15 protein-coding genes and 1 pseudogene are annotated in these 21843 nt (G+C 65.2%); 8 read left to right on the top strand and 8 right to left on the bottom strand.

Annotated features, from left to right (window positions below):
* The 3 genes from nuoL (at window position 1) to nuoN (ending at window position 5212) form a co-directional block, all read left to right on the top strand.
* Complete coding sequence (nuoL, locus tag AB0C34_RS24030; protein WP_357077028.1) at window positions 1-1887, top strand: NADH-quinone oxidoreductase subunit L; 1887 nt, start codon at window positions 1-3, stop codon at window positions 1885-1887.
* Window positions 1884-3509 carry an NADH-quinone oxidoreductase subunit M gene (locus tag AB0C34_RS24025; protein WP_357077025.1) on the top strand — a complete coding sequence of 542 codons (1626 nt, stop codon included), beginning with the start codon at window positions 1884-1886 and terminating at the stop codon, window positions 3507-3509. Before nuoL ends, AB0C34_RS24025 begins: the two co-directional genes overlap by 4 nt.
* Window positions 3510-3625: 116 nt before the next feature.
* Window positions 3626-5212 (top strand): NADH-quinone oxidoreductase subunit NuoN, encoded by a 1587-nt coding sequence (gene nuoN, locus AB0C34_RS24020; RefSeq protein WP_357077298.1) that lies wholly within the window; start codon window positions 3626-3628, stop codon window positions 5210-5212.
* Between the two features lie 386 nt (window positions 5213-5598).
* On the opposite strand, the gene AB0C34_RS24015 is transcribed toward nuoN, so the two are convergent.
* On the bottom strand, window positions 5599-7047 hold the full coding sequence (locus AB0C34_RS24015; RefSeq protein WP_357077022.1) for an amidase: 1449 nt from the start codon (window positions 7045-7047) through the stop codon (window positions 5599-5601).
* Between the two features lie 456 nt (window positions 7048-7503).
* On the opposite strand from AB0C34_RS24015, the gene AB0C34_RS24010 reads away from it, so the two are divergent.
* On the top strand, window positions 7504-8463 hold the full coding sequence (locus AB0C34_RS24010; RefSeq protein WP_357077019.1) for an endonuclease/exonuclease/phosphatase family protein: 960 nt from the start codon (window positions 7504-7506) through the stop codon (window positions 8461-8463).
* A gap of 325 nt (window positions 8464-8788) precedes the next feature.
* Here the strand turns inward: AB0C34_RS24010 and AB0C34_RS24005 are convergent, their stop codons facing one another.
* The 3 genes and pseudogenes from AB0C34_RS24005 to AB0C34_RS23995 all read right to left on the bottom strand — a co-directional run.
* Complete coding sequence (locus AB0C34_RS24005; RefSeq protein WP_357077016.1) at window positions 8789-9151, bottom strand: hypothetical protein; 363 nt, start codon at window positions 9149-9151, stop codon at window positions 8789-8791.
* A 338-nt stretch (window positions 9152-9489) separates the two neighbouring features.
* A complete protein-coding gene (gene rox, locus AB0C34_RS24000) occupies window positions 9490-10917 on the bottom strand; it encodes a rifampin monooxygenase (RefSeq protein ID WP_357077014.1) in 1428 nt (475 codons plus the stop codon).
* A 664-nt stretch (window positions 10918-11581) separates the two neighbouring features.
* Window positions 11582-11725: pseudogene (locus AB0C34_RS23995) on the bottom strand (transcriptional regulator); the annotation flags it as partial.
* A gap of 9 nt (window positions 11726-11734) precedes the next feature.
* Here AB0C34_RS23995 and AB0C34_RS23990 point away from each other — a divergent pair.
* Window positions 11735-11941: a hypothetical protein gene (locus AB0C34_RS23990; protein WP_357077312.1), complete on the top strand. Its 207-nt coding sequence runs from the start codon at window positions 11735-11737 to the stop codon at window positions 11939-11941.
* A gap of 151 nt (window positions 11942-12092) precedes the next feature.
* On the opposite strand, the gene AB0C34_RS23985 is transcribed toward AB0C34_RS23990, so the two are convergent.
* The 3 genes from AB0C34_RS23985 to AB0C34_RS23975 form a co-directional block, all read right to left on the bottom strand.
* Window positions 12093-13517 (bottom strand): S8 family peptidase, encoded by a 1425-nt coding sequence (locus AB0C34_RS23985; RefSeq protein ID WP_357077011.1) that lies wholly within the window; start codon window positions 13515-13517, stop codon window positions 12093-12095.
* Between the two features lie 65 nt (window positions 13518-13582).
* On the bottom strand, window positions 13583-14161 hold the full coding sequence (locus AB0C34_RS23980; RefSeq protein ID WP_357077008.1) for a DUF308 domain-containing protein: 579 nt from the start codon (window positions 14159-14161) through the stop codon (window positions 13583-13585).
* Between the two features lie 334 nt (window positions 14162-14495).
* On the bottom strand, window positions 14496-15458 hold the full coding sequence (locus AB0C34_RS23975) for a hypothetical protein (RefSeq protein WP_357077005.1): 963 nt from the start codon (window positions 15456-15458) through the stop codon (window positions 14496-14498).
* An 803-nt stretch (window positions 15459-16261) separates the two neighbouring features.
* On the opposite strand from AB0C34_RS23975, the gene AB0C34_RS23970 reads away from it, so the two are divergent.
* Both AB0C34_RS23970 and AB0C34_RS23965 read left to right on the top strand, forming a co-directional pair.
* On the top strand, window positions 16262-16654 hold the full coding sequence (locus AB0C34_RS23970) for a DoxX family protein (protein WP_357077002.1): 393 nt from the start codon (window positions 16262-16264) through the stop codon (window positions 16652-16654).
* A gap of 1929 nt (window positions 16655-18583) precedes the next feature.
* On the top strand, window positions 18584-19789 hold the full coding sequence (locus AB0C34_RS23965) for a site-specific integrase (protein ID WP_357076999.1): 1206 nt from the start codon (window positions 18584-18586) through the stop codon (window positions 19787-19789).
* 508 nt (window positions 19790-20297) lie between these two features.
* Here the strand turns inward: AB0C34_RS23965 and AB0C34_RS23960 are convergent.
* A complete protein-coding gene (locus AB0C34_RS23960; RefSeq protein WP_357077295.1) occupies window positions 20298-20546 on the bottom strand; it encodes a DUF6400 family protein in 249 nt (82 codons plus the stop codon).
* 221 nt (window positions 20547-20767) lie between these two features.
* Between AB0C34_RS23960 and ligD the strand changes: the two genes are divergently transcribed.
* Entirely contained in the window at window positions 20768-21730 is a 963-nt protein-coding gene (ligD, locus tag AB0C34_RS23955) for a non-homologous end-joining DNA ligase (protein WP_357076996.1), read from the top strand.
* Window positions 21731-21843 lie beyond the last annotated feature (113 nt).

Genomic DNA, 21843 nt, shown 5'->3' with positions numbered 1-21843 from the left:
ATGGACACGGCAATGCTCTGGCTGCTGCCCGCGCTGCCCTTGGCGGGTGCGATCGTCCTGCTGCTGACGGGACGCTACGCCGATAAGTGGGGTCATCTCCTCGGCACCGCGATGGCGCTGGCCTCTTTCGTGGTCGCCGCGATCGCGTTCTTCGCGATGCTCGGGCGCGATACCGCCGAACGCGCGGTACACAAAGACCTGTTCAGCTGGGTTCCGGTGGCAGGTCTCCAGGTCGACTTCGGGCTGCAATTGGACCAGCTTTCGGTGTGTTTCGCACTACTGATCACCGGTGTCGGCTCGCTGATCCACGTCTACTCGATCGGCTATATGAGCCACGACCCGGCCCGACGTCGGTTCTTCGCCTACCTCAACCTGTTCCTCGCGGCCATGCTGTTGCTGGTGCTCGCGAACAACTACCTCGTGCTCTACCTGGGGTGGGAGGGCGTCGGCCTGGCGTCCTACCTGCTGATCGGGTTCTGGCACGAGAAGCCGTCAGCAGCAACGGCGGCCAAGAAGGCGTTCGTCGTCAACCGGGTCGGCGACATGGGCCTGGCGATCGCCATGATGGTCATGTTCGCGACGTTCGGCTCGATCGGCTTCGGGGACGTGTTCGGCGCCGCACCGGCCGCGAGCGAAGGCACTCTCACCGCGATCGGTCTGTTGCTGCTGCTCGCCGCGTGCGGCAAGTCCGCGCAGGTGCCGTTGCAATCGTGGCTCGGCGACGCGATGGAAGGCCCGACACCGGTGTCGGCACTCATCCACGCAGCCACCATGGTCACCGCGGGCGTTTACCTGATCGCGCGGTCCAACCCGATCTTCGACCTCGCGCCGAACGCGCGCCTCGCTGTCGTACTTGTCGGCGCGGTGACGCTGCTATTCGGTGCGATCGTCGGTTGCGCCAAGGACGACATCAAAAAGGCGCTGGCCGCCTCCACGATGAGCCAGATCGGTTACATGGTGCTCGCCGCGGGCCTCGGCCCCGCCGGATACGCGGTGGCGATCATGCATTTGCTCACCCACGGATTCTTCAAAGCCGGTCTGTTCCTCGGAGCCGGTTCGGTAATGCACGCAATGAACGACGAAACCGACATGCGCCGCTACGGCGGCCTGCGCACCCTGCTCCCGATCACCTACATCACTTTTGGTCTCGGGTATCTCGCCATCATCGGGGTCCCGCCGTTCGCCGGGTTCTTCTCCAAGGATCGGATCATCGAGGCGGCGTTCAACCAAGGCGGCACAAGCGGGTTGGCCCTCGGCACGGTGACGTTGCTGGGTGCCGGGTTGACCGCGTTCTACATGACCCGGGTCATGTTGATGACCTTCTTCGGCAAACGCCGCTGGAATCCGGACACGCATCCCCACGAATCGCCTGCGGTGATGACCGGTCCAATGATCCTGCTTGCCGCCGGGTCGGTAGGCGCGGGCGCCCTGTTCGTCCTCGGCTCCTCACTACAGAACTGGCTCGAACCGGTGGTCGGCGCTCATCACGGCGAAGAGGTCGTTCCCGCCACCGTGGTCACGGCACTCGCCTTGGCGGTGGTCGCCATCGGTGTCGGCGTGGCTTACGCACAGTACGCGCGGCGTGAGATCCCTGAGACCGCACCGGAATCCGTCTCGCCGTTGACCGTCGCGGCACGCAGCGACCTCTATGGCGACGTGGTCAACGAGGCGGCGTTCATGCGGCCGGGACAGCATCTGACCCGGGCATTGGTCTTCCTCGACAATCGCGGCATCGACGGAGTCGTGAACGGCACCGCGGCGCTGATCGGCGGCTTGTCCGCCCGGGTCCGGCGGGTCCAGTCCGGATTCGTGCGCTCGTATGCCCTGTCCATGTTCACCGGCGCGGCCCTGGTCGCCGCAGCCCTGCTGGCAGTGAGGTTGTGGTGAGCGGTTTTCCTTGGTTGACGACATTGTGGGCGGCGCCGCTCGTCGGAGCGGCGATCGTTCTCGTGCTGCCCGCCGCGCGCCGCACCCTCGCCCGCGGTGTGGCGCTGAGCTTCTCCCTGGTGGCGCTGATCGTCGGTGTCGGGCTCGCGGTGGGCTTCGATCCCGGTGGGGCGCAGTACCAATTCATCGAATCCCACCGGTGGATTCCGGCGTTCGGCGCCGGATACACGTTGGGGCTGGACGGGATCGCGCTGGTTCTGGTGCTCCTCACCGCGGGTCTGGTTCCGCTGCTGATTCTCGCGGGCTGGCACGACGAACGTGAGGTCGGTAGCGGCAAACGAGTCGCTCACACCTACGTCGCACTCACCCTGCTGGTCGAAGCGATGGTGCTGATCTCTTTCGTCGCGCTGGACATTTTGCTGTTCTACGTGTTCTTCGAGGCGATGCTGATCCCGATGTACTTCCTCATCGGCGGCTTCGGGCCGCGCACCGGGGATGTGCAGCTGCGTCAGCAGCGGTCACGGGCGGCGGTCAAGTTCCTGCTGTACAACCTGTTCGGCGGACTCGTCATGTTGGCCGCGGTGATCGGCTTGTACGTGCTCACCGCACGCGAAGGACTCGGCGAAGGTTCCGTGGGCACGTTCGACTTCCGTACCGTGATGGCGGCGGCGAATGCGGGCCAGCTCGGCGCCGGACCCGCGGTGCTCAACGCGCTGTTCCTCGGGTTCATGTTCGCCTTCGCGGTCAAGGCCCCGCTGTGGCCGTTGCACACCTGGCTGCCGGACGCCGCTGTCGCGGCCACACCGTCGAGTGCCGTGTTGATGATGGCGGTCGTCGACAAGGTCGGCACCTTCGGGATGCTGCGCTACTGCCTGCCGCTGTTCCCCGACGCGTCGGGAACATATGCGCCGCTGGTGATCACGCTCGCGGTGATCGGCATCATCTACGGAGCGCTGCTGGCCATCGGACAGACCGACGTGATGCGCCTGATCGCCTACACCTCGATCTCCCACTTCGGGTTCATCATTCTCGGCATCTTCGCCATGACGAGCCAGGGCCAGACCGGCGCGACGTTGTATATGGTCAACCACGGTATCTCCACCGCCGCGTTGTTCCTTGTGGCCGGATTCCTGGTGTCGCGCCGAGGGACCCGGCTCATCGCCGACTTCGGTGGTGTGCAGAAGGTCGCCCCGGTGCTGGCGGGCTCGTTCTTCATTGCCGGTCTCGCGACCCTGTCACTGCCCGGCCTCGCGCCTTTTATCAGCGAATTCCTCGTACTGGTCGGCACTTTCAGCCGCTATCAGTTCGCGGCGGTGGTCGCCACCGGCGCGCTGGTGCTGGCTGCACTGTATATGCTGTGGCTCTACCAACGGATGATGACCGGACCGGTCAAAGACGGCAGCGAGCGAATCCACGATCTGGTGCCACGGGAACTCACCGTGGTGATTCCGCTGATCGCCGCCCTGCTGTTCCTCGGCGTCTACCCCAAGATCCTGACGGACTTCATCAATCCCGCCGTGAGTCACACGCTCACCACGATCGGCCGGACCGATCCCGCGCCGTCGACCCCCCCGCTGCCCGAAGCAGGTTCGGCCGAACACCCCGGAGGTGCCCACAAATGAGCCGACTGATTCCGTGTCTCGCTGTTCTGGTCGCTGGCATCCTCGCCGTGGTGACCGCCTTCTCGAGGACGGCCTGAGTGAGCGACTTCGACTATGCGACAACGCTCGCCGCGAGTATGCCCGCGCCGAGTATCGAATACGGCTACCTGTCCCCCATGCTCTTCGTGTTCGGCGCCGCTGTGCTCGGTGTGCTCGTCGAGGCGTTCGTCGGTCGTCGCTTCCGCTACAACAGTCAATTGGTGCTGAGTCTGGTCGGGCTGGTGGCCGCGCTGGCGGCCGTCCTTGCACTGGCCGGGACCAACGCGACCGCGATAGCGGGCGCCGTGGCAATTGACGGATTCAGCTTGTTCCTGCAGGGCACGATCTTGGTGGTGTCGATTCTGAGCGTCTTGTTCATCGCCGAGCGCGGCGCTGAACCAGGCTCCGAAACGCGGTCCGGACCGGGAACCTGGAGTCTGGCTGCCGCCACGCTCGGACGCGGCGTAGACGCCTTCACGCCGCAGGCGTCGGCGGTGCCCGGCAGCGCGACCGAAGCGGCGGCTTTGCGGGCGGGTGTCGCGACCACCGAGGTGTTCCCGTTGACGTTGCTCGCGGTTGGTGGCCTCATGCTGTTTCCGGCGTCCAACGACTTGCTCACCATGTTCGTAGCGCTCGAAGTGTTGTCGTTGCCGCTATATCTGCTGTGCGGGCTGGCGCGACGCAATCGGTTGCTCTCGCAGGAGGCCGCGCTGAAGTATTTTCTGCTCGGCGCGTTCTCCTCGGCGTTCTTCCTTTACGGTGTCGCACTGTTGTATGGGCAGGCTGGCACAGTACGGCTCGGCGGGATCGCCGACGCCATCGCACAACACCCGGACAACGCGATGCTCGCCCTGCTCGGCGTGGCGATGCTCGCTGTCGGGCTGCTGTTCAAGGTCGGTGCGGTGCCATTCCAGTCTTGGGTGCCGGACGTATATCAAGGCGCGCCGACCTCGATCACCGGATTTATGGCGGCGGCGACCAAAATCGCGGCAGTCGGCGCATTGTTGCGCGTCCTGCAGATCGCTGTGCCCGGTTTGCGCGACGACTGGCGCCCGATCCTGGCCGCGGTCGCGATCGCGACGATGGCGGTCGGCGCGATCATGGCGATCACGCAGACCGACGTCAAACGCATGCTCGCGTACTCCTCGGTCGCCCACGCCGGTTTCATCCTCACCGGGCTAGCAGCGGCGAACAATCGCGGCGTCGCGGCGGTGCTGTTCTATCTGTTTACCTATGGCCTCGGCACCCTCGGCGCCTTCGCTGTGGTGAGTTTGGTTCGCGAATCCACCGGCGCCGAAGCGACCGGTTTGTCTCGATGGGCCGGTCTCGGCCGCCGCTCCCCTTGGCTGGCTACGGTTTTCGCGACATTGTTGCTTTCCTTCGCGGGTCTGCCTCTCACCAGTGGGTTCGTCAGCAAGTTCGCTGTCTTCGAGGCGGCCGCCACGGGCGGTGCCGCGCCGTTGGTGATTGTCGGCGTGATCTCCAGTGCAATCGCGGCCTTCTTCTATATCCGCGTGATCGTGCTGATGTTCTTCACCGACCCGCCCGCCGACGCACCTCTCGTCGTCACCCCCACGCTCACCACAATCATCGTGGCGATTTCCGCGGCGGCGACGCTTGTGCTCGGCGTGTTCCCACAGCCGGTGCTCGACCTGGCCGAACAGGCGGCGACGTTCGTCCGCTGATCTCGTGTGATCTTTCGATCCAGTGCCCGCCGTAGTGGCGGGCACTGGTCGACCGCGACATCTGCCCAGACACCGACCTGGCGCGGTTGTCCTACGACCAGGCCCGCGATCTCCTCGACACCGCCGCCATGCCCGACGCGCCCGGAACCGGCTGGGCCTGCACGAACTGCGCCATTCTGGCCTGACGCATTTCGGGGAGTCCGGGGCCAACCTGCGAGAACTCACTGCCAAGTCCCGGCACCGCAAACCGAAGAACCTGCGCCGCTACTTCAAACCGTTCCCGCAGGCGATGCGCGATTCACCGCACTGCTCGGGCCGGGAGGTGATCGCCGACGCTGACCAGCGGCTTCGCCACGGCGATTACTATCGGAACCCCAGTACACCTACTACGGTGCCAGGAAGCCGCCGATCTTCTGCTCGAGCAGTTCGGCCAGCCGCAGCGGGGTACGGTCCTCGAACATCGGGCCGATGAGCTGCACCCCCACCGGCAGGCCCTCGGGGGACCGGCCCGCAGGTATCGCGGTGGCGGGCAGTCCCGGCATTGTGGGCAGACCGGCCCAGACGAGCTGGTCGAAGTACGGGTACTCGACGCCGTCGATGTCTATCCGGCGTTCCAACAGATTGGGGTCGTGGTCGTGCGGGAACGCGGGAGTCGGCGTGATCGGACACACCACCGCATCGAACTCGGCGAGGAGTTGCCGCCAGCCGTGGCGGTGGAACTCGCGACGGTTGTTCGCCTCGATCCAGTCGCGGTGGCTGAACACTATGCCGCGCAGCCGCGCGGCGTCGAGACTGTGGTCGTCTGCGCTCAGTCCGGTGGCGCGGGTCCGCAACTGCTCGTACCCATCGACGGGAAAACGTGCAACGGAGCCCGAAAACAGCAACTGCGTGTAGAGCGTCCCGGATTCGGTCAGATCGGGCAGCAGCGGACTGTGCCGTTCTACGCGAGCCCCACTGGCGATCAGCGCGTCGGCCACCCGGTTCACGCCTGCCCGCACAGCGGACCCGGTGGGAATGAGCGGATGCTCGTCGAGGACTAGAACCCGGAAGTCGCCGAGCCGCTCATGGCGCGCGGGCGGCAGGCTCTGGTCGTACGCGACGCCGTGCGTCAGTGGATCAGGTCCGGCCATCACATCGAGCAGGAGCGTGAGGTCGCGGGCAGTGCGCGCCATCGGACCGACGACGGCAAGGTCGAGATCGACCGGCAGCGCCGGCGCGGATGGCGCGACCATACCTCGGGTCGCTGCCAGCCCGAGTGTCGGCTTGTGCGCGTAGATGCCGCAGAAATGCGCGGGGGTGCGCAGCGAACCGGCGAGGTCGGAGCCGATGGACAGCGCGCCGAATCCGCACGCCAGGGCCGCCGCAGATCCGCCGGAGGATCCGCCCGACGTGCGCTCGTGATCCCAGGGGTTGTTGGTGGTGCCGTAGATCTCGTTGAAACTCTGGATATCTTGCAGCCCTAACGGCACATTCGTCTTCCCGAGCACCACCGCGCCGGCAGCCTCGAGCCGTGACACCTGTACCGCATCCTCGGACGGTACGTAGTTCGCGTGCTGCGGCATGCCCCAGGTCGTGGGCAGCCCAGCCATGTTGTAGGACTCTTTGACCGTCACCGGAATACCGAGCAACGGGCGATCCTCGCCGCAGGCGCGGGCATGGTCGGCGCGACGCGCGGCGGACCGTGCGCGGTCGAAATCCGGTACACAGATCGCGTTGATCACCCTGTCTTCCCGCTCGATACGCGCGATCGCCTCATCGGTCAATTCCACCGATGTCACTTCACCAGCATGCAAGGCAGTCGCGAGTTCCTCCGCCGACTGAAAATTCCAATCCATGAATCCGACGCTATTGGCCCGCCGGAGAGGGCATAAAACGCCGCTTCGCACAACGGAAAGTCGAACGGTTCACCCGCACCGGTGAAGTCACGCGCTCGTTCTGCCATCGAGGCCGCCTCACCCCAGGTCACAGCGTCGCCAGCCGGCTAACTCCATGAGCACAGGGCATGAGAATGCCGCGCCGTGCAACGGGATAGATGTCTCAATACCCCAAAAGTGTCGGCTGGGGCGATGGCAGGCCGGAAGCGATCCGCCGCCCGGCACCGCCGATGAAGAGAAGGCGCAACCGCGACGCCCACTGGATCGAGAGGAGAGGTAACGCCCGCGGGTTCACCCTATGTTGTTCCCCCGCCAGGACCGGTGCGGAGTAAGTCGCGTTTTCCCTCGTTTTGGCCTTCCGTCTCCGGTTGGTCATCGACATGTGTTGTGGGACTTGTATGTTTGCCCGTTGGTGTGATGTCGAAGTTGGTTCGGGTCGGTGGCGGCGTGCTCACGCGGTTTTCGACCCTGGTGGGAGCCGCTGGGGTCGCGTTGCTCTTCAGTTGGTCGGGGTCTCGAGTGTTGGTCTTGGCGGCTTCGGGTGCGCCGTATCTGATGGGTGCCGCGCTCGTTTGGTCTGTGGCGTTTGTAGCGATGCGGTACTCGGTCAGTGCGGGCGCGGCGGTCGTTGTCGTAGCCGCTGCGGTATGGACTCGAGCTCCGCTGTACGTCCATCGCTCGGGTGGCGTGGAAGGACCTGCGGTGACGGTTATGCAGGCCAATCTTCTGTTCGACGGAGCTGATCCCCGGGCACTGGTCGATCAGGTGCGCGGACGGAAGGTCGATGTGCTCACCGTCAATGAGCTCACGCCCTCGGCGGTCGAGGATCTCGGCGCGGCCGGAATCGACGAGTTGTTGCCGTACCGGTATCTCTCCCCTGGAAGGACCGCGAGCGGTACCCGGATCTGGAGCAGTTACCCACTGTCGGACACCGTCGAGTACGACGGGTTCGTGCTGAACCAGCTCTCGGCGACGGTCGGTATCTCCGAGGTCGGCCCGGTCACGGTGTACGCCTTCCATCCGGTACCACCGATGTTCGGTGCGGATGTCTGGACCGACGAGTTGTCCCGTTTACGTGAAATTCTCGAGCGGTCGCCGTCGAATCGGCCGGTGATCGTCGGTGGCGACTTCACCGCGACCTACGATCATCGGCAGTTCCGCGCGCTGTTATCCGGCCGTTTCGACGATGCCGCCGAACAGGCCGCCGCCGGGCATCTGGTCACCTATCCCACTGACAAACGGTGGCCGCCATTGGTCGGAATCGACCATATCCTCGTCGCCGAGGGGCGAACGATCACGGTGAAGACAGTGGACCTACCGGGCGCGGACCACCGCGCCCTGGTGGCACAGATCCGTCTGAACCGCGGAAGGCAGTAGAAGCCCTTCGGTGCTGGCCGAGCAAACCGCCGCAACGTTTCCCAACGCCGAGGCGATAGCGCTCGACGAAGCCGGTCACATGGCCCGCACCGACCAACCCCAGCAATGGCTGGCCCGCCATCGAGAAATTCCTGCGCTGACTCCGGCGCAGAAAGTCCGTCTGCCGAAATTTTTTTTGCCGCCCGCAGCCGCTCCAACCCGATGCCCTCGCCCCGGATCAAGGCACCAACGCCTTTGTCGGGGATCTGCGAGTCGGTGATGATCGCCAGCAAGTCCTCGCCAGCACCGGCCGAGACCGTGATCTCCTCGGTGTTGTCGGTGCCGCTCACTGCGCACCGCCGCCGCGCCGGATCGCTGCGGCGAGATCGTCGTCGACTGCTGAGGCGGTGGCCGCGAATGAGTGCATGCTTTGGTTATATTCGCTCACCAGCCGCCCGCCGAATGCCCATTCGGCAGCATGGGTGTCGAGTATGCGCCCGAAATCTGCGGCGAAGTCGGCGCCCACTTCACCTAATTCGGCAGTGTTCGCGATGACGGCCGATTCGGCGCTGACACCGGCAGATGCGGAGCCGAGCTGATCAGCTACTCGATCCATGACTGTGGTGTACACGGCTACTGCGGCGGGATCCAGCCGCAATCGGCCGGATGGGCTGCTCACCGGTTCCTGCTGCTGCACGTCCTTATACACGTCGATTTCCTCACTGTTTCGGATAAGGCGGTCGGTCGTCGCCGGGGTAGGTCCAGTCCTCGTATTCGGTGCCACTGAGGTCGTCCCAGAATCGGCGGTTGACTTCGGTTTTCGGTTCAGGGGCGGTGCCAGCCGGTCAGGCGTCCGGGTGGCGTTGTATGCATCGAACTCACGAACACCTGCGAAACCTGACCTCCAGCACACCGCCCAACCTCATCGGCAGCCAAGCCGTGCACCAACCGAGTCCATCCGCAGCCCGAACCCCAACCAACAAGAAGAGATCACCGCTGGTCCAGGCACCTTCGTTGTCTTTCGCGCGATTATTACGGAACCCCCACTCAGTTGACGGCCGCGCCGAACCACTTGCGCACCCGGACAAGCAGATCCTGCTGATCTTCACCGACCCACGCCACGTGACCGTCCGGCCGCAGTAGCGCCGCGGGCACGTCCAGCTCCGGACTCATGTCCACGACGTGGTCGACCCGATCCGTCCAACCCGCCACCGACAGCTGGCCGGTCTGGTCGAGCAACAATCCACGGCCGCCGTGCATCAGTTCATAGAGGCGCGCCCGCTTCAATTTCACGTCCCGCAACCGCCGACCGAGTAGTTCGTGCCCCTCGCCGAAGTCGTAGCGGACCCCGATCGCGGTGATCTTCTCGGTCAGGTACCGGTTCACGTCCTCGAAGTCCATCAGTTCCGACAGCAGCCGACGCACTGCCTGAGGACCCGGCTCGGTGGACATCAGTTCGGACTGCACGCGGGTGTTGTTCAGCACTTCGGCTGCCGCCGGGTGCCGCTCGGTGTGGTAGCTATCCAGCAGCCCGTCCGGTGCCCAGCCGTTGACCTCGGCGGCCAGTTTCCAGCCCAGATTGAACGCGTCCTGGACGCCGAGGTTGAGGCCCTGCCCACCCATCGGTGGGTGGACGTGCGCAGCATCACCGGCCAACAGCACCCGGCCGACCCGGTAACGCTCGGCCAGCCGGGTGGCGTCGCCGAAGCGGGACAGCCAGCGCGGTGAGTGCGCGCCGAAATCGGTGCCGGCGAACACCCGCAGCCGTTGCTTGAACTCGTCGAGGGTCGGCGGGACCGACCGGTCCCCGGCAACCCTCTCGGCGGGCACGACGACGCGGTACACCCCGCCGCCGGAGGGCCCGGCGCCGAACCCCTTGTGGATCTTGCGGACCTCAGTCACCACGGCGTCCAGCGTCTCCGGCGGCGCGGTCACCTCCATCTCCCCCAGCAACCACTCCACCCGCGCTGGCTCCCCGGGAAAGTCGATCCGGAGCAGGTTGCGCACCGCGCTGCGGCCGCCGTCGCAGCCGACGAGGTAGCGCGAGCGAAGCTGCGTGCTGTCGGCCAGCTCGACGGTCACCCCATGGTCATCCTGACTCAGCCCGACCAGTTCGCGGCCCCGCCGGATCTCGACGCCGAGTTCGGTGGCGTGCTCGGTCAGCAAGCGCTCGGTGACGGGCTGCGGGATGCTGAGGACGTACGGATGGGCGGTGTTCAGCCGGTCGGGCTGTCGCTTGGTGATGCCGGCGAAGAAGCCGCCGACCGGGTACTGCTTACCCAGTGCGAGGAACCGCTCCAGCAGACCACGCTGGTCCATCACCTCGATGCTGCGCACATGTAGGCCGAGCGACCGGACATGTCGGGTCGGCTCGGCCTCCTTCTCCAGCACAAGCGCGTGCACGCCGTGCAACCGCAACTCGCTGGCCAGCATCAGGCCGGTCGGTCCACCGCCGGCAACAATCACGTCGATCATGAAGACCCCTCATCCACCAAGGTTGCATTTCGGCCAACTGCTCCGCGCAGGCCCGCGGCGAGCATGCCCGCACCGCGCGCCGAGTGCTCACAACCGCACGGCGACTCGCACCGTCGATTCGACGTCCCGCAGGACCGTACGCCGCCACAGCACGGGTACTCGCTGAGCTTTTGTTGCCGCAGGTTCTGGCTTCGGTTGGAGATTCTCCAGCACGACGGGGGTCTTGCCGCAAGACCCCTGGTGCGTTATATGTTGAAAGTGGCAAGGAGTGTGTAATCCTCTTGCCCTTTGTCGTGCGCCGGGTTTCGTCGCGCGGCGCGTCTCGCCGTCGACAGACTCTGCACGGATCAGCGACGTGCGGCATGAGTGTCACCGCCAGCCGAAACACCTCGGGATCATCCCTATTGATGTCGCCGGCTGGTCAAACGCTTCAGCCCACAGTCCTTTCCCCTCCGGATCGCGAGCAGCATCAGCAGATCCGCGCTCGGTCTGCTGTTGGACGCCCGCGCACAGGGCCTCAGAATCCTGAAGCCGGTTCGCGTCGCAAAGTAGTTTCGCGTCAGGGTCATCGTCAATGGTTATCGCCACCGCGCCTGGTCGATAGGAATACTCGCGACATCCACGAGTCGATCCCGAACCGAAGTCGAGGCCGCGATCAGAGAGTTCAGATGATGCGGGTGTCGTAGTTGTCGCGGTTGGTGAGAAACTCGTCCATGTGCGCCTCCGCCCAGTGCTTGATACCGCGCATCAGCTGGTGGAGCGAAAGACCGAGGTCGGTCATCGTGTAGGTGACCGTCGTCGACACGGTCGACCGAACATGGTGCCGGCAACCGACCGCTGCATCACGGTGAAAGCGCTGGTGACACAGGTCGACGGTTCGAGGTTGGGCGAACTGCTGGTCTGCGCCGCGTCCGGCCGGTTGCCGACCCGAGGGCACGCCGTCGTGCCGTTGGACCAGGTTGCCGAGGCCCACCGGGCCGTGGCCAAAGGCGGGGTGCGCGGTCGCTACGGCTCCAGCCCCTGACCAACCGTGCTGGATGACCGGACAGCACACGAATCGCGCCCGTCGCTGCTAGCGCCACACGACATCGGCGCGCTACCAATCACCTACGGTGGGCATGAACACCGTAGGTTCCGAAGACGCGGGCCCGCTGGATCTGTGGGGAAAGCCCGTTTTACGGCTGGAACATCGCTTTCAGGTCCGGCAGGTTGCCGATCCGCTGGGTCGCGGGCCGTCCCGACGCATCGGCCTGGGGTGATCCCGTTTCGCGCAACAGCGCACGTACCTGCGCGGGCGTCTTACGTCCGGTCGCCGCACCGCTCATTCCCTGGTAACTCGCGACCGCGCCGACAACGATCGGCGATGCACTCGACGTGCCACTGAATGCGTCGGTGTACCAGAGGTCTTCCTCGGTGCCGCCCTGCAAATCGCCATAGCCGGTGGTGGTCACCTCCAGTCCCCAGCCCTGCACGTCGACCCGCTGTCCGTAGTTCGAAAAAATCAGTCGAGAACGAGCGGGTCCGTGATCGCGGCCGTGCCACCCGGGCGGTGGTGCGCCCGCACCGACCACGATCGCCCCGGAGTCGGCCGTGCCACCGCGGAACGGATTGCGCCACGTCGTAGGAAAATCCGCGGGACGCGTGTCATACAGCTCGGCATCGAGATCTTCGCCGCCGTTACCGCCCGCCTCCACCACGATGACCCCCTTGCTGATCGCATAGCGAATCGCTGCCCAATCATCGGGCCACCATTCGATCGCAATATAGCCACGTTGGTCCGACCTGCCCGCATAGCCGAATCGTGGTCCGGGCCGATGTAATTCGAGCAGGATGACATCGCCGGGGCCCAAGGCATCGGTGGCCGAGCGGATCGCGGTCGCAGACCCAGGTCCGAAGATCGACACCGCTCTGATATCCGCCTCGGGCACGATGCCGGTGATGCCATAGATGTTCACATCACCGCTGATCTGGCCCGCGACAGCGGTGCCGTGGTCACGCCAGCCCTGCTCCGGTGCCGGATCGCCTCCGATCACGCCACCCTGGTTGGCCCGCAAATCCTCGTGGGTGAAGCGCCACGCACCCTCCACATCCACCACGCGCACACCCGCACCGCGCCCGCCGGGTATGGTCCATGCCCACCTAGCGCCGATCCCCTGCGGTGCTGCTGCCAGATACCCCTGGCGTTCCTCGAAATTCGGTGTCGCCAATCGCTCGGCGCCCGTAGAACCCGCTACGCGCAGGAAACTTCCGGGCGCGACCGGGGGCTCGGCGGGCGGCTTCACATAGGCCGCAGCAACAGCTTCGTCCGCACGCAATTGCGTGGCGACGCCGTCGAGATCGTCCGGGACGCCCCGGACAACGAAGTAGTTCAAATAGTCGGCGCCGTTGCCCTCCTCCGATGTTCCGGCAAGCCTGCTCTGCATTCGGTCGGCCGATCCGAAGATCCGGACCAGTTCAGCGCCTGCCGGAAGTCGGTCACTCACTCGCCTCTGCATGTCATAGTGCTCGGTGTGGGCGATCGGGGTGATCGCCGAGCCGGTGCCGTGGGTGACCACGACGAGTTCGGCGGGCGATCGGAGCCCATGATGCTGGGATGGCATGGTGCCAAGTCAACCCGGTGTGCGCGCTCGCCGCCACCACAATCGTTGTCGCGGTGTAAGTTCCGCTAAACGTTCGGCGCCATCCCGGGAATCGCGGCCTCCCCGTGCCGCACAACCACGCTGAGTTCCATCGACCCGATCGCGAACAGGCACAGCCCGATCACCCAGCCGAACGCTTCCAGTGAGTCGAATGGCAGCACACCGACGACGATGCCGAGCACCAGCGTGACCAGGCCGATTACCTCCTGCTGCCCTCCGCCGGGCAAGCCGCCGACCCAGACCGCCACAGTGGCATGACAGATTCCGCGAATCGCCCACGCCAACCCGATCCACAGTGCCAGCAGAAGTACCGAATTGCCGCCCGCGAAGCACAGCGCGGCCAGTAGGACTGAGAGTAGGCCGCTGATAGACAGCAACATGCGTAGGGCCGCCGCGAAGCGGGCGCCCAGCGCCACAACCAGTTGGAGCACTCCGTTGAGCAGCAGATAAGCGCCCGACAGCGATTCCGCCGTCAGCAGCGACTTGTGTGGCCACACCGCGAACGCCACACCCACGATCATCGAGCAGGTACCGGCCACCGATACCGTCTGCCGGACACTGCCGGCCAGTGGTCCCGTACGCCCTGCGACCTCAGTTTTGGGCATAGCTACATGATATGACCGAAGCTGCAATTAGCGGTCAATTTGCCTGTAGTCCGCTCAATTCCTCGGCAGAGAGCCAACATTCGATCCGACACCGTCATGGCGACCCACAACGGGCCGGTCAGCGTATTGCCGGTTGGTCAGCGAAGGACAGGTTTACACCGTGAAGGGCGGTGCTGCCAGTACGCCGACATGATCCGATGACGAGGCTGAAACCATGCTGCCGCCACGCCACAAGCCTGCCGGCAACTCGAAGCCGCGCCAATTGAGTTGACACCGTGACAGTCCGATAGATGGCGGCCACGCCCGAGCCTCATCGGACTGATGAGGCCGCCGATCATCGTTCAACTACGTCGGTCTGGGCAATCGAGTCGGTAGCAGGTGAATTTCGGCGAGCATCGGCCAGCAATTCATCGAGTTGGGATTCGGCGCGCTCGGCGCGGGCCAGCGTTTGGGCGCGGGCCTCATCGAGTGCCTCGATACGGTGCGCGGCCTCCGCATGAGCTTTGTCGAGCGCCACTGCGGCCTCGCCGCGAGCTGCTGCAAGTTCAGCGACACTAGTGCGGCGTGCTTCGGTGAGTTCAGCACGGGCGGCATCGAGTTCCGCGCGGACCCTGCGCCATTCGATGCGCGCCTCATTCGCGGCTTCGCCCCGCTCTGCTGCGGATTGCTCGGCCCGTTCGGCCGCGCGTTCGGCGTCGGCGGCCCGTTGGACGGCGAGGTCTCGCTCGGACTGGGCAGCCGAGACCTGCGTGGCCGCTTCGCGCCGCGCGTGCGCGATCTCGGCGTCTGCGCGCCGTTCGGCGCGCTGGATCTGATCAGCCGCCTCCTGCTGAATACGCTCGATCTCTTCGGCGGATTCGCGACGCACAGTGCGGATCTCCGCTTCCGCCGCGCTGCGCGCCGCGAACACGTCGTCGGCCGCTTGCTTGGACGCGCGTTCGACTTCACGCAGTGCGTCATCGCGCACCGAATTCGCCTCGGCGATCCGGCCTTCAGCCTCTTCGGCTGCGTCCGCCGCGTCATCGGCCGCGGACTCGGCCAGCGTCCTGGCTTCCTCTGCCTGTCTACGTGCCTGACCGGCTGCCACAGAAGCAACCTCGGCCTCGGCGATCCGCCGCGCGGCGTCCGCCTGCACCGCCTGGACCTGGGCTTCGGCAATGGACGGGTCGGCTAGCGTGGACAATTCGGCGACGGCGGCGGCGATCGTGTTGTTCAACTGGTCAGCGAGTCCACGGAACTGAGTGAGCAGTTCATCTGCCCGCAACCGGGCGGCAGTGACCGGACCTTGTTGCGTCACAGTGACAGAAACTTCTGGTGTCTCCGACTCCTGCTGCTGCCGTTGACGTTCCCGCCATGCGCGCCATCGGGTGTGATCCGGGTGATCGCAGTATTCCGATGGCCGACCGGGGCCACCTCCACGCGGGATGGGACGGGAACAGCCCGGATAGTTGCACACATTCGACACCGTGAAATCGTAGCGTTTCTTTCGTTTCTTTTGACGTATTTACACGAAACGAAATGTCAGCCGTCGTCGAGAACCAGGAACGACACGGCGGCGTTCTGACCTCCGATAAGTGAACCTTATCGGCGGTCAGAACGGATGGATCATTTCGAGCAGCAGCACTTTGGATTCGTTTAGTTTCGTTGTGCGCGACGTAACTAAACCTCAACGAAACCGCTCGAAAACTGGGTACCTGGTTCGCGTTGTCGTCGCCGCCGATGGCTTTGCCTCGTCGGCGGGCGGATTCGTGGCCTTCGAGGGTGCGGTCGCGGACGTATGCCCAACCGGCGCAGCAGGGGCACCGAGGACACCCAGTCCTCCCGAATCGAGATGGCCGTGCGGAACAGGTCGTCCAGTGGCGTTGGATCAGTCCCCGGTTCAGCTCGATCTCGCCGTAAAGCAGTACGCGCGATGACGAACATCACGTCGGGGTGGTGTCACACCCGTAGGGCCAGGGGTGTCTGATGCCCGACCCGTTCCACCATCGGGAAGCCGACAGCGATGCCCGCGAACAGCATCGTCCGACAGCCCCATCGGCGACGAACGGCCCGGCCGGATTGAGGACGAGCCCGAGTCGCCCGCACCTGAAGGAGAAACTCATGGACCTCACCCTCTGGATCGTTGCGGGGCTGCTTGCCGCCCTCGCCCTGTCCGGTGGCGCCAGCAAAGCGTTCATGCCCAAGGCCAAACTGGACCAATTGAGCGCGAAGACAGGCGGAGGATGGACCATGCACGCAAGCGCCGGTCTCGTAAAAACCCTCGGTGTCCTCGAGATCCTCGCCGCGGCCGGGTTTACCCTGCCCGCCGCCCTCGACATCGCACCGGTGATGGTGGCGGTGACAGCCGTCTGCTGGATCCTGTTGATGATCGGCGCGATGATCACCCACGGCCGCTACGGCCAGTACAAATACGTCGCGCTGAATTTCGTATACCTCGCTCTGGCCGCCTTTGTGGCCTGGGGCCGTTTCGACCCCGAGTCCTTCACCGGCTGATTCACCTAGTCGCCAGCGGGTCTCGACACGCGGACCGGACGCCAATGGACCTACCGGTGACTCGCCCTGCTGGGCGGCTTCGAGGTCCCGGACGACGACCTCCACACCGACTTACGGCGGGCGACGCGAGGTCGCACGAGCCGAGTGGACCAACCGAAAGAAGGGCCGAGTGATCGGCGGCATGGTCCCAGGACAGTGCCCGCTTCCCGTCTCCGTTTCGGCGTGCGTCGCAGGCAACTGCGGGGTGCGAAGCTCGAAGGAAAAGCCCAAGGGTTCCCGTTCCATTCGGGGACCACAGGCAAGGGGAAAGTCCGGACGGGTGAACGCAAGTGAACCTTCGATGACACCTCGTAATGCGAGTCTCCGCAGATGGGAAGAGGTAGCAGAGTGCAGGGCCTGTCACTGAGAAGCGGCGCTGACGGTCGGATGGCTGTAGCCGACCGCGTGGGCACCATGGCCTCGGGGAAGAGAAGGCACCCACCCCGGTCGTATCTCGCTCGTGTGGAACGTGGAAACCCATCGGAGTCCGGCACTTTCGTTTCAAGTACTGGTAGGCCGACCGTAAGGAAAGCGGAATGCTCCGGCGGGAACAGGATGGCCCGACAAGCCAACGGTGGTGAGCCGAAAGGCAGCGGGAAGCCAGGGCAGGCGACCATCCCTCCGAGGGTCGCGGTGGATAACCGGCCGCATACGGAACCTGAATGGTCCGGCACGAAAGTGCGCTGACGTGGGCCAGGTGGGCTTTTGACGAATCAGACACCAAGGCAGCAGAACTGAAGGACAAGTGGACACCACATCACAACTGGTAATGACCGCGAGGAGTATTTCCTCGCTGGTGCAGGAGCTCGTCGGCAACCTGGCGGAGCTTCGTGACGCCGGGATGTCGCGTGGCCAGCTGCCGTTCCCCGAGCCGGGCGGGCTCCTCTCCTGGGGCGATTCCTCAAAGGGTGACGTCTTCTAATTGGAGATATCGAAGGCAGACAGCGCGTCGTGGTCGGTTCTGTCGGTTCTGGTCAGTGGTCGCAACGACGACGGGTACGCGTACGCGGGAGGCCTGACCTCCTATCTCGCGGGGTTGGTACGCGGGACGGTTCCTCCGGACGGTCCGCCGCCTGAGTTCCCGAGCGACGCCGGTCATCGAAGCCGACTGATGGACAACCCAGGCTCGCCATGCCTGGCGGCCCCGCTCCGGCAACGAATCTCCACCGTCCCGTAACCCCAGTGCTGAAGACGAGTACGGGCTGAAGCAACCCTACTGTGGGACACGCCGATGTTCGCAGTCCCGTTCAACCACACCGGAATCCGCAGCCCAGCACTGTACACGACTTCGAACAATCACAACCAGGACGATCGTTGGGTTCGCGTCCGATAGACGGTCGTTTCCGCACGCCGCATGAGGGAACCGCGTCACCAGCCAGGAGGGATGGTCAGTCGGATCGGATGTTCGCCCGCTCCCATGCCGCTGTAATCGCGGCGGGAATGCGCCCTCTGTCGGGTACCAGCGCGGCCCGCGGGCTTCGTTGATGGCTATACGCCAGTCGTCGGGATCGTCCGCGGGTTCGGTGATCCAGAAGAGATACTCGCCGTTGTCGGTGACCCCGCAGACCAACAGGCTGTCTGGGGCGTGCGGCACCGGAAATCGACCAGTATCACGATCCTCGCGCAGTTGCTGGCGCAGAGTTGCTGGCATCGGGCCGAGGAGATTGCCGCACTCGGTTGGACCGTGCGGGTAATACGTCACTGTGACGCATGAGATCTCGCGGAGCCGCCGCCTCCCTGGCCCAGCCGGACCGCAGCGCACAATCTCCATCGAGAATCGGTTGGCCAGGGAGAGCAGGGCTGCCCCGCCCTGCTGTCATACGGCGAGTCCTCTCTCCGAATATGCTGGCGCAGACAGCCAGTCACCGATTCGACCGCGGGAGCCGTGCCATGGACGATCCATCCGCTGTTGTCGCGGTCCCCGACTCAGTGCGTGCGGAGTTGCGCCGCGGTGTGCGTAGCGTGCTGGTGGATGCCGCCGCATTGCGTCTGGTGCGTGATCGGTTCGACGACGATCAGGCGGGATCGCTGCGCCAGTATCTCGAAGCCTCGCAATCGCCGAACACTGTGCGCGCCTACCGCAGCGACTGGATCGCATGGTCGGCCTGGTGCACCGCAGAGGGCAGGCAGGCGCTACCCGCCGATGCCCTCGACGTCGCGGTCTATCTGGCCGCCGCCGCCGACGCGCACCGCGACACCGGCGGCTGGGCGTTCAGTCCGGCGACGTTGGAACGCAAATCGGCTGCGATCGCCGCAGTGCACGCCGCGAACGGGCTGCCATCACCGACCCGCTCGGATGTCGTGCGTCTTACCCTGCGCGGCATCCGTCGCACCCGCCGGACCAAACCCAGTCGAAAACGTCCCGTTCTCCTGCACACCCTCGACCAACTGCTCGCCGGACTTCCAGAATCGGGCTGGCCCACCGAACCCGCCCGCCGCCGGGATGCGCTGGCACTGCTCATCGGTTTCGCCGGCGCACTGCGCCGCAGCGAACTCGCCGGTCTGCGCATCAGTGATGTCGAGGTGAGCCTCGACCACCGCACCGGTGAGCCGATCCTGCTGGTCCGGCTGCCAACTACGAAAACCGACCCCACCGGTGCCGCGGAACAACGCGTCGCTCTCCCCCGCGGGCGCCGACCCGCCACCTGCCCCGTCTGCGCGTTCGCCGACTGGCTGCGTCTGCGCGAAACACACACACGCGCAGGCGACGTCGGCGTTCGCGCGTGGCTGACCGACCTGCCCACCGCCGACCTCGATATCCATCGTTGCCACGGGTTCACCGGACCCACTGGTGCCGACGAGAATCTTCCGCTCTTCCCCACCATCACCCGGCACGGCACCATCGCCAATCGCCCGATGTCCGGCCGCGCCGTCGCCGAACTGGTCAAACGCTACGCAGCTCGGGCCGGACTGGACCCGGACCTCTTCTCCGGCCATTCGCTGCGTGCAGGCTTCGCCACCCAGGCCGCCCTCGGTGGGGCTAGTGACCGCGAGATCATGCGGCAGGGTCGATGGTCGAACCCGCGCACCGTGCACGGCTACATCCGCACCGCGAACCCCCTCGAGGACAACGCCGTCACCAAGCTGGGGCTTTGACACCCGACGATCACATGACCACACCATCGACATTCGCGATCAACGGACACCACTTGTCACGACGGGAGTCACAGCGAGTGATCGTAACGGACGCTTCGGCATTCGGGCGAGATCGTCGTCGTGCCCGTCCAGTGATCATGCGAGGGGATCGCGGTCCGAGTGGTGATGACCTGTGCGCCTACCGAATCGGGTATCCGACGGCATCACGAGCTCGGTGAACGCTCGTCACCGACAGACCGGTTGTCGACTGCGGTGCACAGGCACGACCAGGACTAGCGCGACGTCCATGGCGCCTGCGACCCGACCCGCAACGACGGCACCGCGCGCGAAGGCAGATCGGCGACCACGAGCGGGCTGAGTGCCGCGCCGAGCACGGGGAAGGACCCCGCAGCGGCATCACCGCATACCCGCTATCCGCGAAACTCGGTCGAGAGCCGGATCGGTCGGGTCACTCGCCGGAGGCAACACGGCGAACACGACCAGTCATGGTTCGTGCTCGGCGGCGAGATCAGTCGGCTACACGGCGCGGCGCCCGGTCCGGCAGGATCCCGGCCCGGATGAGTTCCTCGTAGATCCGCTGCTGCTCATCGTCGAGGTTCGAATACAGCATGTCGTATGCCAGCTCTTCCTCGGCCAGCACCGCGACTGGATCCCAGTCGTCGCCGAGCGCCGCGACGACGGCGGTGCGGCGTCGTGCCTCGTCCAACGTGAGATCGTAAGCAAAATTGTGGTCGGCCATGTCGGCATCTCCAACCAGGTTCTTTCCAAAAAACGAAGTGCCGACGATGCCCAAACACGCTTTCTCTGGCAATGACCTACATCACGTTCTATGGTTCGACTTCGTCACATTCTGTGCCGCTACCCGTACTGGACCGGGCTCGGATCGACGACAATAATGAGACCAATCGGTACTATCCAGGTCATTGTCGAAGCCGACTCTGTTCTCGCGAAAGGTCGGGCGATGGCGGCGCTGCGAGCGTGACCGAGTTGCCGCACTACGCACCGATGCTCGCGCAGGCGGGAACCCTCCCCGGCGACGACGAGCACTGGGCCTACGAAGTGAAATTCGATGGGATCCGCGCGATCGGCTACGTTGACCATGACTTACGCCTGGTGTCGCGGAACAACAAGGACATCACCGTCGCTTGGCCTGAGCTCGCACCCATCGCTCCAGCGGTCCCTCCATTTGTCGTCGACGGTGAAATCGTCGCCCTCGCTGCCGACGGACGAACCTCCTTCGAGGCACTGCAGCCCCGAATGCACCAGCGCAACCCCGCAGCGGTCCGGGCCCTGGCCAGAGCGGTCCCAGCAACCTACATGATCTTCGATCTCCTGCACATCGGCGCTCGATCGCTGATCGATCTGCCCTACCACCAGCGACGACAGCTGCTCGAACAGATCGGTTTGCGTGGCCCACAGTGGCAAGTCCCACCCCGGCTCTCCGATGCCGGAGCCACCGCGCTCGCAGAATCCGAACGCCGCCATCTCGAAGGCATCGTCGCGAAACGCCTCGACAGCCCCTACCTCCGCGGACGACGCAGTCCACTATGGACGAAGATCAAGAACGTGCACGACCAAGAGGTCGTCATCGTCGGCTGGCGCCCGGGAACCGGGCGCCGGTCCGACCACATCGGCTCGCTACTCATGGCGGTCCACGACAGTACCGGGAAACTGGTCTACATCGGCAATGTCGGCACCGGCTTCACGCAGACAACCCTCGACAACCTGCACGCGAGACTCGCACCGCTGCAACGGAAGACGGCCACCGTCGACGCTGACGTCAAGGATGCGATCTGGGTCGAGCCCGATCTTGTCGGAGAAGTGTCCTTCACCGAATGGACTGGCGACGGCCGACTCCGACACCCCTCTTGGCGCGGACTACGAGTCGACAAATCCCCCGATCGCGTAACCCGCGAACCGCAGCCGAACGATCAGCTCTGAGCTGCTGCCGCGAACCGCAGGTCGCGACGTCCGGGGCAGACTGGGGGATCGATCCCGACCGGGATCAGAGCCCTCGCCCCGCGACATCTCCGACCCGTGGCACCAGGCCCACG

Origin of the sequence: Nocardia sp. NPDC049220, assembly GCF_040647855.1 — a bacterium.
Taxonomy (GTDB): Bacteria; Actinomycetota; Actinomycetes; order Mycobacteriales; family Mycobacteriaceae; genus Nocardia.
The sequence above is the reverse complement of the archived record's forward strand: the minus strand, read 5'-3'. Positions and strand labels throughout refer to the sequence as shown.

Coding starts and splice junctions, on each gene's coding strand:
- AB0C34_RS23965 (WP_357076999.1), top strand. CDS start 18,584: ATGGACGATCCATCCGCTGTTGTCGCGGTCCCCGACTCAGTGCGTGCG.
- AB0C34_RS23985 (WP_357077011.1), bottom strand. CDS start 13,517: ATGCCATCCCAGCATCATGGGCTCCGATCGCCCGCCGAACTCGTCGTG.
- AB0C34_RS23990 (WP_357077312.1), top strand. CDS start 11,735: ATGGTGCCGGCAACCGACCGCTGCATCACGGTGAAAGCGCTGGTGACA.
- nuoL (WP_357077028.1), top strand. CDS start 1: ATGGACACGGCAATGCTCTGGCTGCTGCCCGCGCTGCCCTTGGCGGGT.
- AB0C34_RS23980 (WP_357077008.1), bottom strand. CDS start 14,161: ATGCCCAAAACTGAGGTCGCAGGGCGTACGGGACCACTGGCCGGCAGT.
- AB0C34_RS24010 (WP_357077019.1), top strand. CDS start 7,504: ATGTCGAAGTTGGTTCGGGTCGGTGGCGGCGTGCTCACGCGGTTTTCG.
- rox (WP_357077014.1), bottom strand. CDS start 10,917: ATGATCGACGTGATTGTTGCCGGCGGTGGACCGACCGGCCTGATGCTG.
- nuoN (WP_357077298.1), top strand. CDS start 3,626: ATGCCCGCGCCGAGTATCGAATACGGCTACCTGTCCCCCATGCTCTTC.
- AB0C34_RS24015 (WP_357077022.1), bottom strand. CDS start 7,047: ATGGATTGGAATTTTCAGTCGGCGGAGGAACTCGCGACTGCCTTGCAT.
- AB0C34_RS23970 (WP_357077002.1), top strand. CDS start 16,262: ATGGACCTCACCCTCTGGATCGTTGCGGGGCTGCTTGCCGCCCTCGCC.